A 13760-nucleotide genomic window follows, 5' to 3' on the forward strand; every position below is an offset into this window, starting at 1 on the left:
CCCTGTTGCCCTTTCATTAAAACAGGGCATCAAGTAAAATTCTGCTCCTATTTACATTTCCTGAACCGAGAAACCTCTATAGATGTCCTTGCTTGCTATTGGAATAAATCACAATACAGCGTCGGTAGAACTGCGAGAGAAAGTGGCGTTTGGTCCTGATAAATTATCAGAAGCCTTGCGACAACTTGCGTCCAGTTCCAGCGTTCAAGGTAGCGTTATTGTCTCTACCTGTAATCGCACGGAAATTTATTGTGATGTAAAATCATCGAGCAAAAGTAAGTTAATCGATTGGTTGTCTCAGTTCCATTATGTGAATCCTGAAGATCTTAAACCGAGTTTGTATGTACACGAAGAACAAGCCGCTATTCGTCATTTGATGCGAGTGGCTTGTGGTCTGGATTCACTGGTATTGGGTGAGCCGCAGATTTTAGGGCAGGTGAAACAAGCCTATGCGGATGCTCGCGAGCATAACGCGGCTGATTCAGCGATTGAAAAACTGTTTCAAAAAGCATTCTCGGTAGCTAAACGTGTGCGCACCGAAACCGAAATAGGCGGCAGTGCGGTATCTGTAGCTTATGCTGCTTGTACGTTGGCAAAGCAGATCTTTGAATCACTCTCTGATTCAACGGTAATGTTGGTTGGAGCGGGTGAAACCATCGAACTGGTTGCGAAGCATTTAGCCAGCCATCGATGTAAACGCATGATAGTTGCCAACCGAACCCGCGAGCGAGCGATGGGGCTTGCACAGCAGTTTGATGCTGAAGTGATTGCACTCAATGAGATCCCTGACTATCTCGCCCACGCGGATATCGTCATCAGTTCCACCGCTAGCCCACTGCCGATTATTGGCAAAGGGATGGTAGAAAGTGCGATTAAAGTGCGTCGCCATCAACCCATGTTATTGATTGATATTGCCGTGCCTCGTGATATTGAATCGCAGGTCGGTGATTTAAACGATGCCTATTTGTATACGGTTGATGATCTTCAGTCGATTGTAGACAGCAATATGGAACAGCGTAAAGTTGAAGCCATTCAAGCTGAAGCGATTGTCAGTGAAGAGAGCGCAGCCTTTATGAGCTGGATGCGTTCCTTGCAAGCGGTAGACAGCATCCGAGAATACCGTCAATCGGCCAACGAAATTCGTCAAGAATTGCTCAGTAAAAGCTTGCAGGCACTGGCTGCAGGGGGCGATCCTGAAAAAGTGTTACTTGAGTTAAGTAACAAACTCACCAATCGATTGATCCACACACCAACCCGAGCATTGCAAAGCGCTGCCGAGTTAGGTGAACCGGCTAAATTGGCCGTGATTAGACAAAGTTTGGGTCTTGACGACCCTCGATAATATCCGTCACTCCGAATTAAAGAAGAAACTATGAAAGCGTCGATTTTAGTTAAGCTTGAATCCCTTGTTGAGCGTTACGAAGAGGTTCAGCGCCTGCTTGGCGAGCCTACCGTAATTAGTGATCAAAACAAATTCCGTACTTTGTCAAAAGAGTACTCTCAGCTTGAGGAAGTCACTAAATGCTTCCAAGCTTACCAACAAGCGCAAGAGGATTTGGTTGCCGCGGAAGAGATGACCAAAGAAGAAGACGCCGAGATGCGTGAGATGGCTCAAGAGGAAATCAAAATAGCCAAAGCGACGATTGAACGTCTCACTGATGAATTGCAAATTCTGCTGCTACCAAAAGATCCGAACGATGATCGCAACTGCTTCTTAGAAATTCGTGCAGGGGCGGGCGGTGATGAGGCGGGTATTTTTGCTGGCGATCTGTTCCGTATGTATAGCCGTTATGCTGAGAAGATGAGCTGGCGTATCGAAATTATGTCCGCTAGTTATGCTGAGCATGGCGGCTATAAAGAAGTGATTGCTAAAGTGAGTGGTGATGGCGCTTACGGTGTGCTTAAGTTTGAATCAGGCGGTCACCGCGTACAGCGTGTTCCGGCCACGGAATCTCAAGGTCGTGTGCATACTTCCGCTTGTACCGTCGCGATCATGCCCGAAATTCCTGAAGCCGAAATTCCAGAAATTAAAGCTAGCGATCTGAAAATTGACACTTTCCGCTCATCGGGCGCGGGTGGTCAGCACGTAAACACCACCGACTCTGCGATCCGTATTACCCACTTACCAACAGGCACGGTAGTTGAGTGTCAGGACGAGCGTTCACAGCACAAAAACAAAGCCAAAGCTATGGCCGTCTTGGCCGCTCGTATTGCACAAGCGGAAGAAGCGAAGCGCGCAGCCGAAGTGTCCGATACTCGTCGTAACCTACTGGGTTCTGGTGATCGTAGCGACCGTATTCGTACTTACAACTACCCGCAAGGTCGCGTTTCCGATCATCGTATTAACTTAACCATCTATCGTCTTAATGAAGTGATGGAAGGGGATCTGCAAAGCTTGATTGATCCAATCATTCAAGAATATCAAGCAGACCAACTTGCCGCTCTTGCCGATCAACACTGATCCCATGACGTTATCTCGTATTGATGATGCGTTGAAAGCCGCGATTGCTCAACTCCAAGAAGGCGGCAGTGATTCGCCTTCTGTGGATGCAGCGGTGCTGCTTTGCCATGTACTGGATAAACCACGTTCTTATCTGCTGACTTGGCCTGAAAAGACCTTAAGCGAAACGCAGTCGCGGCAATTTTGCTCGTTGATTACGCGTCGAGTGACGGGGGAGCCTGTGGCCTATTTGGTTGGGGAACGTGAGTTTTGGTCGCTGCCACTGAAAGTTTCGCCTTCGACATTAATTCCTCGGCCGGATACTGAACGCTTGGTTGAAATTGCGTTAGAAAAAAGCCAGCAGACGCAAGGGGATATTTTGGACTTAGGCACAGGAACTGGCGCAATCGCATTAGCGCTAGCGTCCGAGCTACCTGAACGTCATGTGGTTGGTATCGACTTGCGCCCAGAAGCGCAAGCCTTAGCGTTGGAAAACGCGCAGCGTTTAACTATTACCAATGTCACATTTTTACAAGGCAGTTGGTTTGAACCTTTAAAGCTCGGTACAAAGTTTGCTTTAATTGTCTCCAATCCACCGTATATTGAAGAAAATGATCCCCATCTCACGCAGGGGGATGTACGTTTTGAGCCTTTAAGTGCGCTGGTGGCCAAAGACAAAGGCTTGGCTGACATTAAACACATTGCAGAGAATGCGCGTCACTATTTGCAGCAACAAGGCTGGCTGCTGTTTGAACATGGTTATGATCAAGGGGCGGCAGTCAGAGCGTTATTTGAGTCACTCGGCTATCACCATGTAGTGACAGAAAAGGATTATGCGGGTAATGACCGAGTGACACTGGGTCAATATTCGCACTCAGAAGAGAGAGCATCATGTACGAAGGATTAAAACATTTTCATCTACTGACCATTGCGATCAGTGCACTATTGTTGTCGGTACGTTATGCCTTGATGATGATGGATTCCAAATGGCTGCAACACCCTTTTTTGAAACGTTTTCCTCATATTAACGATTCGCTGTTGTTGTTATCGGGTATCGCGTTGATTGTGATGTCTGGTTTTATCCCATTTACCCCAGCCGCACCTTGGTTAACTGAGAAGCTGACTTGTGTGATGGCGTACATTGCGCTGGGCTTCTTTGCGCTCAAACTGGGTAGGAATAAGCTGTTGCGTACCTTTGCTTTTTTGGGCGCATTAGGTTGGCTTGCTATGGCGGGAAAAATCGCCATCGTAAAAACGGCTATGTTTTTAGGCTAACAGCATCCGAGCGGCATTATGTTTGAATGGTTCGATGAAGATTTTGATGCAATGGAATTGGTGGAAGGGGCGCTGATCTTAAACAAGGCCGTCAATCCTGAAACTGAGGATGAATGGGCACGCCAAGAGTTGGCCCGTTTGCTTACACAAGCAAAACACGAGTTAGCTAATGAACAGGATGACAAACAGCGTTTCGAAGCGTTGTTGCATCTGTTTTACCAACAATGGGGTTTTCGCGGTGACAGAGAGGCTTATTTTGATTCACGTAATGCCTTTATCGATAAAGTGTTGCAGCACCGCAAAGGTATTCCCGTCAGTTTAGGTGCGCTGTTGCTCTATTTTGCGCGCAAGCTAGGCTTTCCTTTACAAGGTATTACCTTTCCCACACAGTTTTTATTGCAGTTGCATTGGTGCGATGAATCACCGATTTATATTAACCCTTTTACTGGTGAAACCGTCTCATTACATATACTGCAAGCGTGGTTAGTTGGGCATAAAGGGGTTTTGTCTAAGCTGAAATCGAGTCATTTGGAAGTGACAGATAATCCGACGGTGATCGGTCGTTGGCTGGCACTACTAAAGAGCGCACTATTAAGAGAAGAGCGTTATACCTTAGCGCTGCGTTGTACTGATTTAGCGCTGACTTTTGTTCCTGATGATCCGTATGAAATCCGCGATCGCGGCTTTATCTATCAGCAACTGGATTGTCACCAAATTGCCTTATCCGATTATCAATACTTTATTGAGCATTGCCCGAATGATCCGGCGGCTGAGTTATTAAAAAATCAAGTTAATGCATTAAGCTTTGAAGCTATTACGCTGCATTAACCGCTAAATGAGAGAGAATAAAATGGAACAAAAAATCGTCCACGTGGGTGATATTCCCGTTGCCAACGACAAACCGTTTACTCTGTTTGCTGGAATGAACGTCCTTGAATCCCGTGATTTAGCGATGCAAATCTGTGAGCATTACGTGAAAGTGACCGATAAACTCGGCATCCCTTATGTGTTTAAAGCTTCTTTTGATAAAGCAAACCGCAGCTCTGTTCACTCTTATCGTGGCCCCGGCTTGGAAGAGGGAATGAAAATTTTCCAAGAGCTAAAAGAGACCTTTGGCGTCAAAATTATCACTGACGTACACACAGAAGCTCAAGCTCAGCCTGTGTCTGAGGTGGTTGATGTGATTCAACTGCCAGCGTTTCTTGCTCGTCAAACTGACCTTGTCGAAGCGATGGCGAAAACAGGTGCAGTGATCAACGTGAAAAAACCACAATTTATGAGCCCTGGTCAAGTGGGCAATATCGTGGAAAAATTTGCAGAGTGCGGCAACGACAAAGTGATTTTGTGTGAACGTGGTGCTTGCCATGGCTATGATAATCTGGTCGTTGATATGTTGGGTTTTGGTGTGATGAAAAAAGTATCAAACGGCAGCCCAATTATTTTTGATGTGACCCATTCACTGCAAATGCGCGACCCTTCTGGCGCAGCTTCTGGTGGGCGTCGTGAGCAGACAGTTGAGTTAGCAAAATCAGGTCTTGCTGCCGGGATTGCGGGCCTTTTTATTGAAGCGCATCCAAACCCAGATAAAGCGCGTTGCGATGGTCCATCGGCACTGCCTTTGGATAAACTTGAACCTTTCCTTGCACAAATGAAAGCGTTAGATGATTTGATCAAGAGCTTTGCTCATATCGATATCCGCTGATTTTTTGTTGGATCTACCACTCATAATTTGGCCACCGCAAGGTGGTCAAATTTTATCGAATGTTTTCCCAAACTTGTTTATCTTGTCTAAGTGCTCACTTTTCCTTATTTTTTCGTGTTTAGGAAAGAAAACGATTGCCTGTGATCCATTAAAATTTCACGTGTAACCTGTGGCAACCGTTACATTTTTGAATTGATTTTATAGTGATCAATTCTACATAAATATGAAATCAATCTGTCACCTTTGAGATGTTAATTTAAACTGGGTCAAGTTTATCGGTATGGCTTGATTTTGTGTTTGCAACGTTGACCATAACCTCCCCCTCACAAGCAGTGGATTTTTCAAGTTCAAAGGTATGATAATGAAACAACGTCTTATTCTAAAAACAGCGCTCAGCGCGGCCATTCTTACAGCCCTTATGGGTTGCGCAACTCAACCCACTCATGAGTGGAAGGAAGATACGACTTATAAACTCACCGTGTTACACACTAATGACCACCACGGTCGTTTCTGGCAAAACAAATATGGCGAGTATGGTATGGCGGCACGTAAAACGCTGATCGATGATCTTCGCTCTGATATTGAAGCTGAAGGCGGCAGCGTACTGCTTCTTTCTGGTGGCGATATTAATACCGGAGTTCCTGAATCTGATCTGCAAGATGCAGAGCCTGATTTTAAAGGCATGAGCAAGATTGGTTATGATGCGATGGCGTTAGGTAACCATGAATTCGATAACCCGCTCGAGGTGCTGTTTAAGCAAAAAGAGTGGGCGAATTTCCCAATGCTGTCGGCCAACATTTACGATAAAGCGACCGGAAAACGTCTATTCCAAGCCTACCAAATGTTTGATAAACAGGGCGTCAAAATAGCGGTTATCGGTTTAACGACTGAAGATACCGCTAAAATCGGCAACCCTGAATATATTGGTGGTATTGAGTTTAGAGATCCAAAAGAAGAAGCGAAAAAACTGATCGCAGAAATTGAGAAAACGGAAAAGCCGGACCTTATTTTTGCCGTTACCCACATGGGCCATTATGAAAATGGCCAACGTGGTGTGAATGCACCGGGTGATGTTGCGCTTGCACGATACTTGGATGAAGGTTCTCTCGATATGATCGTCGGCGGCCACTCTCAAGAGCCTGTCTGCATGGAAGGCCCTAATGTGGTGAAGAAAAACTTCCATCCGGGAGATGAATGTAAGCCTGATATGCAAAACGGTACTTACATAGTGCAAGCGCATGAATGGGGTAAGTATGTTGGCCGTGCGGATTACGAATTCCGTAATGGTGAACTGAACATGGTGAGCTACAACCTGATCCCCGTAAACCTGAAGAAAAAAGTGAAAGTGAATGGCGAGAGTAAGCGCGTACTGATTCAAGATCAAATCGCTGAAGATCCAGAAATGCTTAACTTTTTGCGCCCATATCAAGAACAAGGTCAAGAGAAACTGAATGTGGTCATTGCACAAAGTAATGGCAAGTTAGAAGGGGATCGCAACGTTGTGCGTTTCCAACAAACCAATTTAGGTCGTTTGATTGCACTTTCTCATATGGAACGCGCAAAAGCCGACTTTGCGGTGATGAATTCTGGTGGCGTGCGTGATTCGATTGATGCAGGAAAAATTACTTATAAAGATGTGCTCAAAGTACAACCTTTTGCCAATATTCTCACTTATACCGATATGACCGGGGCTGAAGTGTTGGATTACCTCAATGAAGTGGCGACCAAACCTGTTGATTCTGGCGCTTATGTACAATTCGCGGGGATTTCGATGACAGTGGCCAATGGTAAGGTATCGAATGTCTTTATTGGTGATAAGCAGCTCCGTTTGGACGAAACGTATCGCTTCACCGTGCCTAGCTACAATGCAGCAGGTGGTGATGGTTATCCAAAAATCTCCGATCATCCAGGTTATGTGAATACGGGGTTTGTGGACGCGGAAGTATTGAAAGATTACCTCGAAGCACACAGTCCAATTGATGTGAACCAATATGCGCCAGCGGGCGAAATTGTCTATAAGTGATAGCGCGATAAAGAGTTTGACTCATTGTGAGCAATCATTTTAACTAAAGGCGGTGCTTAGGCATCGCTTTTTTATCGGCACTAATGGTTATTTTGAGATAAGCACGATGACACCTGCGATTGATTTGGCGAAAAAGAAAAAAATTCCTCACACTCTCCATCAATATCAACATGATCCTAATCACAGCAGTTATGGTTTAGAAGCGGCTGAGGTTTTGGGACAAGATCCGAAAAAAGTGTTTAAAACACTGCTGTTTTGCTTAAATGGCGAGCCGAAAAATCTCGCTGTCGCGATTATTCCTGTTGATCAAAAATTAAACTTAAAGCGTGCGGCCAAAGCGGCTAAGTCGAAAAAAGCGGAAATGGCTAATCCAGACATAGCGCAAAAAACCACGGGTTATGTGGTCGGTGGCATTAGCCCACTTGGGCAGAAAAAAGCACTACCGACCTTCATTCATCTCAGCGCAGAAGATCAATCGACCATCTGTGTCAGTGCAGGTAAGCGCGGTTTAGAGATTGAATTGGCACCGAGCGATCTTGCGTTATTAACGCGAGGTGAGTTTGTTGAATTGTGTCAAGAATAGAGAATGAAAATCCGGCCTCGAGTGAGGCCGGATTGACTGGCAAAATTAGTTCTTCAGTTTGATCTCTTCTTCCATCTGGGCGTTATCCACCACATGGTTTTCTCCTAAGTCATTAGGAAGGATCAAGTTTAGAATAATGGCTACGATACCGCATAAGCTGACACCTTGTAGGCTAAACTCTCCGATACCAAAGGCCATGCCGCCGATACCAAACACTAATGTCACTGCCACAATCACTAAGTTACGAGACTTGTGAAGATCGACATGATTTTTAATCAGTGTGTTTAGGCCAACCGTTGCAATTGAACCGAACAGCAAAATCATAATGCCGCCCATTACTGGAATTGGAATGGTTTGCAGTAGCGCGCCCAGCTTACCAACCAATGCTAATACAATCGCGGTGATCGCAGCCCAAGTCATGATTACTGGATTAAAGGCTTTCGTCAGCATTACGGCGCCTGTCACTTCGCTGTATGTAGTGTTTGGTGGCGCGCCCAGCATAGAGGCTGCGATGGTGGCAACACCGTCACCCGCAATGGTGCGATGTAGCCCAGGTTTCTTGATGTAATCTTTTCCAGTGACGTTTGAGATCGCGAGCATATCGCCCACGTGTTCGACTGCCGGAGCAATTGCAACCGGGATCATGAACAAGATCGCGTTGATGTTGAACTCAGGGAAAGTGAAGTTCGGCATTGACAGCCAAGCCGCTTGCGTAACAGGAGTAAAATCCACTACACCAAAATAGAGGCCCAAAAGATAGCCTGCAAAAATACCGCCGCAGATCGGCAACAGTTTGAGAAAACCTTTGGCAAAAACGCTAATCGTGATGGTGGTTAACAGTGAAACGCAAGAGATCCACATCGCTACATCTGAGCTAATCAGTTGTACCGAACCATCTCCAGTTTTACCTAGCGCCATGTTTACAGCAACAGGCGCAAGGCCTAAGCCAATCACCATGATCACCGGGCCAACGACCACAGGAGGTAAAATTTTGTGGATGATTTCTACGCCACGGACTTTGATGATCGCTCCCAGTAGTATGTAGACAAAACCAGCGGCCACTAAACCGCCCATCGTCGAGGCAACGCCCCAAGTTTGGATGCCAAACATAATCGGTGCAATAAAGGCAAAAGAAGAAGCAAGAAAGATGGGGACAGAGCGGCGAGTAATAAGTTGGAATAAAAGGGTACCGACACCGGCGCCAAATAGTGCAACGTTAGGATCAAGCCCAGTTAACAGCGGGACAAGAACCAGCGCACCAAATGCGACGAAGAGCATCTGTGCGCCTTGGATGGCATTTTTCATCATGATTTCCCTGAAGCAAAATAAAAATTCGCGGGATTCTATCACTTTTGCAAACGATTGCCATTGAAACTAGATCAAATAAAGTCACAAATGTTGATGAAATTATCACCGAACTCTGCCGTGGATTCCTTGCCGCGGACCGGATAGTTGCTTATCATCGACGTTCACAAAACAGATCATAGGAACAGTATGCGCTATTTAGCTATGTTGGTGATGAGCTTACTCACTCTCCCTGCTTATGCCTTAACCAAGGTCGACTTATACCATACCGAAGTCGTGATTGATCAACAGCAAAACAATGCCGACGCGAATGCTCGTATCAAAGGGATGAGCGAAGTGATTGTTCGAGCTTCGGGTGATAGGAATGCGGTGAACAATGAGGTGATTAAAAAAGCCTTAAGGCAGAATTCGCAATATTTAGCGCAAATCAGTTATGGTCAAAATGGGGCGCAATCTTCGATTGTCATGGGGTTTAGCGCACCGCATATCCGCACATTATTAACTCAAGCTCAATTACCATTTTGGCCTGAAAACCGAGCTAATGTTTTAGTCTGGTTGATTGAAGAGTCAGGTTATGACCGCAGTATCGCTTGGGAGCATTCTGACACGAGTACGTTAAAACAGCTTAAAGGCGCGACTCAAACTCGCGGTTTGCCTATCACAGTGCCTGTGGGTGATTTTGATGATATTACCGGTGTGGAAGTCTCGGATTTGTGGGGCGGTTTCGTGCAGCCTATCAGCATGGCTAGCCAACGTTATCCAACCGATGCGGTATTGGTGGTCAGAGTGCAAAGTAATGGTGTGCGTTGGAGTTTGTATGATCAACCCGCCGCTCAAATGGCACAAGCCACGAAAGCGCCACTGTCTGGTCAAGCGTCTGGTGACGATGCCATTGAACAAATGATCGATCAATTGAGTGATTACTATGCAAGAAAGAGCTCGGTTATCGTGGCCAGTGAATCCTCTTCTTCGCTGCTTGCTCGTTTTAGCCCGATTGATGATGCAATGGATTTCTTTACCTTGGAGAATAAGTTGAAGCGCTTAAGCTCTGTTGCTTCTTTGGACATTCTCAAGATTCAAGGTGAGGAAATTACTTTCGAAGTGCATTTGTTGGCTTCAGAGTCTGAGTTTGAGCAAGAAGTGCTACGCATGGGCAAAGTCGCTAAAATTGACGACCCACAGCCAGAGAGTGTGCCAACACAGCTTACCCCAGCAGCAGAGGTTGATGATTCTGCTGTGGAGTCAGGCTCTTTGCAAGTCACACCTGAACCGTCATTATCTCAGGCCATCACTGAACCAGTGAAGCGAGTACTCTCTTTTGAGTGGCAAGCGTAAAGTACTCAGTCACCCCTTGAACAAATGCTGAGATAATCAAAAAGAGCCCATCAGGGCTCTTTTTGCATGAGAAGAATAGGCAATCCTGTCATGGATTGACTCTATGGTTGATTATCGTGGGTAAAATTGGCTTTCTCTTGCTTTTCGACTTCAGATAGACGCTTGAGTTTCAGTCCGAGCTCTTTACCGCGATGGCGAGCATACAAGGTATTACCGACAAAAGCGGCAAATGTCAGTAGCAGTTCCACTACCGCTAACCAGCGCTCCCCTCCATCAACATAAATCAGCGTCAATGCGTGTAGAAAGTAGAGCATTAAAACAAAGTTGGCCCAGGCGTGAGTGTAGGGTTTTCCGGCCAAAATTCCCGGTAATGGTAAAAGCAGTGGGATAACCCATGCAATGGCCAATGCAACATGATTAAGATGAGGGTGAGGAGAGAGCGAGAATTGCCATAAAACCACCCATATAATTAGGGATAAGTTACTCAGTAAAGCTAGCCATCGGTACTGCTTGGTGTTTGGCATCATTTCTGCCGTCATAATCTGTCCTTTAATCGGCTGGCTAGCATTGCCAGCCGTTTTCCTAAATTTTTAGCCAGTTCACTTTCGTGCGTAGTGAGTTGTGGCGAGTGTGTTGCGACATGGCTTGCACCATATGGCGTGCCTCCAGAGGTTGTGGTATGCAGTGCAGGCTCTGAATAAGGGATGCCAACGATTAACATGCCATGATGCATCAGTGGCAGCATCATACTCTGTTGCGTACTCTCTTGGCCGCCATGCAAAGAGGATGAAGAAGTAAACACGCAAGCGGGTTTATCAATTAATGCGCCGCTAATCCATAAAGGGGTCGTTTGGTCCCAAAAGTGCTTCAGTGGCGCGGCCATATTGCCAAACCAGACTGGGCTGCCAAAAGCCAAACCATCACATTGCTTTAACTCATCCAGAGTCAGGTAGGGATCGGTCGTTTGCTCTGCATGGTTGTCTAGCGCCGGAACGGTGCGCAAGAGCGCTGTCGCGCCTTGTGCTTCAATTCCGCGTGCGATTTGTCGTGCCAGTGCTTGCGTTGAACCGTGCCTACTGTAATAAAGTACGACGACTTTAATACTCATAAAATCTCAAGTACTTGCTCTGGTGGACGGCCGTGGCGCGCTTTACCATTGGCGACAACAATGGGACGCTCAATCAACTTAGGGTGCGCGGCCATGGCTGAAAATAGTTGATCATCAGTAAGTGCATCATCACTTAGGCCAAGTTCTTTATAGAGATCTTCTTTTGTGCGCATCATATCACGAACCTGTTGTAGCCCGAGTTGAGCGTACAAGGTTTTCAACTGTTCGATGGTTGGGGTTTGGTCTAAATATTTGATGATCTGTGGCTTTAACTGGCGGTCTTCTAGTAGTGCCAGAGTTTCACGACTTTTTGAGCATTTAGGGTTGTGATAAATCACGACTGACATAACTTCTCCTCGTTGTATTGTGATTATTGGAGTGATAAGAATCGGTCTCGTTGCACCATCAATTGGTCAATGCGTGCATCGTAGCGAGCTTGTTCTAAGCTGCCAAGTTCGGCGAGTTGACTTGCTTGAGTGTAATATTGAATCGCTTTATTCCAATTGGCTTTGAGCGCTAGAAGCTCCGCCCGCGCAGCGAGATCTTCTTGGCTATTGCCAATGCCGATATTCGCTTCTGATAGCAAATGCCAGCCGTTGGTATCATTAGGGTTGTCATGGGTGTAACGCTGCAATATCCGAATGGCATCAGACAATTTATCTTGTTTTAACAAGCTGTTGGCGTAGTTAATTGTTAAGGTTGGATTGTTCGGTTTCTGTTTAAGCGCCTTCTCGAGCAAGGTTTGGGCTTTGGCCGCTTGATTTAGAGCGATATCGAGATCGGCCATCGCATCAAGATAGAAATTGTTTGTTGGGTCTTGTGCAACCAGCTTTGATAAAATCGCCTCTGATTTATCAAATTGCTTGCTATCGAGATAAACCAAGGCTTTGCCATATTGAAAGGCTGGCGCGAGAGTCGCACTCTCTTTTTTCTCCGCACGCTTAAACCAATCAAGAGCGGCTTCATTATCAATCCCAGCATAGCGAGCAACAATTCGCGAGCGTGCTAAATGGTAATCCAATGAAGGTTGAAGGCGCATAGGCGGGTAGTGTTGGGCGCGCTCACGGCTGTCGGTAATACGATCTTCTGGCAGCGGATGGGTTAGTAACATCGGTGGCGGTTTACTAGCGTAACGATATTCATCAGCGAGGCGGCCAAAAAACCTTGGCATGGCTTGGGCATCAAACCCCGCTTTGGCTAGCGTTGCAATACCAAATCGGTCAGCCTCTTTTTCATTACTGCGCGTATAGTTTATTTGGCTTTGCATACTGCCTGCGGTGGTGGCGGTAATGGCGGCAATGCCCACTTCAGGTGCCGCAATGGCCAGTAACAAAGAGCCTGCCAATGCGGCGATTGTTGCTGGTGAGCGTCTGGCTTGGTCTTCCATACTGCGTGCTAAATGGCGCTGCGTGACGTGGGCAATTTCGTGCGAAAGAACCGAAGCGAGTTCGCTTTCTGTTTGAGCATGCAAAAACAACCCAGAGTGCAACGCAACATAACCGCCAAAGAAGGCAAACGCATTGATATTGCGATCGCGGATCATAAAAAAGGTGAACGGCGTTTTTACATCGTTGGCATTGGCAACCAATTTATGCCCTAGGCTATCGATGTACTCGTTTATCACCGGATCATTGACGATAGGCTGGCTGTTACGCAGCATGCGCATATAAGCATCGCCATAAATAAGCTCTTGATCAATCGTCAAGGTCGAACCTGCTACTGTCCCAATGTCCGGTAGCTCTATGGTATCGGCATAGCTCAAGGAAGGGGCGTTTATCGCCACAGTAATACAGAGGCAAAGTAAGGATCGAGCGCGTTTAAACTTCATATTTGTCAGTGATATTCCGTGAGCTTCTTGTCTGTATGACATTGAATGTGTGAATTGGTTTCCAACTCAAAATAGCGGCCAAAAATTGTAGTGAGAGAAGAGTAAGCCAGCCGGTGTTTGAGTATCGATAAACACTGGCATGCCAGTCAAAACTCGATACA

Annotated in this window: 14 protein-coding genes; 9 read left to right on the forward strand and 5 right to left on the reverse strand. The window is 46.2% G+C overall.

Annotation, left to right across the window (positions count from 1 at the left end; genetic code table 11):
- The first annotated feature begins 82 nt into the window (after positions 1-82).
- From hemA to ybaK, 8 genes are all read left to right on the forward strand, one after another.
- Positions 83-1342, forward strand: a complete 1260-nt coding sequence (gene hemA / locus AACV20_RS04430) for a glutamyl-tRNA reductase (RefSeq protein ID WP_170906937.1) — start codon at positions 83-85, stop codon at positions 1340-1342.
- A 30-nt stretch (positions 1343-1372) separates the two neighbouring features.
- Positions 1373-2461 (forward strand): peptide chain release factor 1, encoded by a 1089-nt coding sequence (gene prfA, locus AACV20_RS04435; RefSeq protein ID WP_013856266.1) that lies wholly within the window; start codon positions 1373-1375, stop codon positions 2459-2461.
- Positions 2462-2465: 4 nt separating this feature from the next.
- Positions 2466-3347: a peptide chain release factor N(5)-glutamine methyltransferase gene (prmC, locus tag AACV20_RS04440; protein ID WP_017045760.1), complete on the forward strand. Its 882-nt coding sequence runs from the start codon at positions 2466-2468 to the stop codon at positions 3345-3347.
- Complete coding sequence (locus AACV20_RS04445) at positions 3332-3715, forward strand: SirB2 family protein (RefSeq protein ID WP_013856268.1); 384 nt, start codon at positions 3332-3334, stop codon at positions 3713-3715. The genes prmC and AACV20_RS04445 overlap by 16 nt, the downstream gene beginning before the upstream one ends.
- An 18-nt stretch (positions 3716-3733) precedes the next feature.
- Positions 3734-4543 (forward strand): SirB1 family protein, encoded by an 810-nt coding sequence (locus tag AACV20_RS04450; protein WP_170906938.1) that lies wholly within the window; start codon positions 3734-3736, stop codon positions 4541-4543.
- A gap of 22 nt (positions 4544-4565) precedes the next feature.
- A complete protein-coding gene (gene kdsA / locus AACV20_RS04455) occupies positions 4566-5417 on the forward strand; it encodes a 3-deoxy-8-phosphooctulonate synthase (RefSeq protein WP_026028071.1) in 852 nt (283 codons plus the stop codon).
- A 361-nt stretch (positions 5418-5778) separates the two neighbouring features.
- Complete coding sequence (gene ushA, locus AACV20_RS04460) at positions 5779-7440, forward strand: bifunctional UDP-sugar hydrolase/5'-nucleotidase UshA (protein WP_069212142.1); 1662 nt, start codon at positions 5779-5781, stop codon at positions 7438-7440.
- Between the two features lie 106 nt (positions 7441-7546).
- Positions 7547-8023 (forward strand): Cys-tRNA(Pro) deacylase, encoded by a 477-nt coding sequence (ybaK, locus tag AACV20_RS04465; RefSeq protein ID WP_026027304.1) that lies wholly within the window; start codon positions 7547-7549, stop codon positions 8021-8023.
- 45 nt (positions 8024-8068) lie between these two features.
- Here ybaK and AACV20_RS04470 read toward each other — a convergent pair whose 3' ends face one another.
- Positions 8069-9328, reverse strand: a complete 1260-nt coding sequence (locus tag AACV20_RS04470; protein WP_010320498.1) for a uracil-xanthine permease family protein — start codon at positions 9326-9328, stop codon at positions 8069-8071.
- A 189-nt stretch (positions 9329-9517) separates the two neighbouring features.
- On the opposite strand from AACV20_RS04470, the gene AACV20_RS04475 reads away from it, so the two are divergent.
- A complete protein-coding gene (locus AACV20_RS04475) occupies positions 9518-10663 on the forward strand; it encodes a DUF2066 domain-containing protein (RefSeq protein ID WP_170906939.1) in 1146 nt (381 codons plus the stop codon).
- Between the two features lie 101 nt (positions 10664-10764).
- Here AACV20_RS04475 and AACV20_RS04480 read toward each other — a convergent pair whose 3' ends face one another.
- Genes AACV20_RS04480 through AACV20_RS04495 form a run of 4 tightly spaced genes read right to left on the reverse strand, consistent with a single transcriptional unit; the run spans position 10765 to position 13599 of the window.
- Positions 10765-11190 carry a DUF2069 domain-containing protein gene (locus tag AACV20_RS04480; protein WP_026028353.1) on the reverse strand — a complete coding sequence of 142 codons (426 nt, stop codon included), beginning with the start codon at positions 11188-11190 and terminating at the stop codon, positions 10765-10767.
- Positions 11191-11198: 8 nt separating this feature from the next.
- Complete coding sequence (gene wrbA / locus AACV20_RS04485; protein ID WP_017042769.1) at positions 11199-11771, reverse strand: NAD(P)H:quinone oxidoreductase; 573 nt, start codon at positions 11769-11771, stop codon at positions 11199-11201.
- Complete coding sequence (gene arsC / locus AACV20_RS04490) at positions 11768-12118, reverse strand: arsenate reductase (glutaredoxin) (protein ID WP_088732765.1); 351 nt, start codon at positions 12116-12118, stop codon at positions 11768-11770. Before arsC ends, wrbA begins: the two co-directional genes overlap by 4 nt.
- A gap of 23 nt (positions 12119-12141) precedes the next feature.
- On the reverse strand, positions 12142-13599 hold the full coding sequence (locus tag AACV20_RS04495) for a beta-barrel assembly-enhancing protease (protein ID WP_170906940.1): 1458 nt from the start codon (positions 13597-13599) through the stop codon (positions 12142-12144).
- Between the last annotated feature and the right edge of the window lie 161 nt (positions 13600-13760).

Source organism: Vibrio sp. B4-6, from assembly GCF_963888245.1.
Classification (GTDB): Bacteria; Pseudomonadota; Gammaproteobacteria; order Enterobacterales; family Vibrionaceae; genus Vibrio; species Vibrio anguillarum.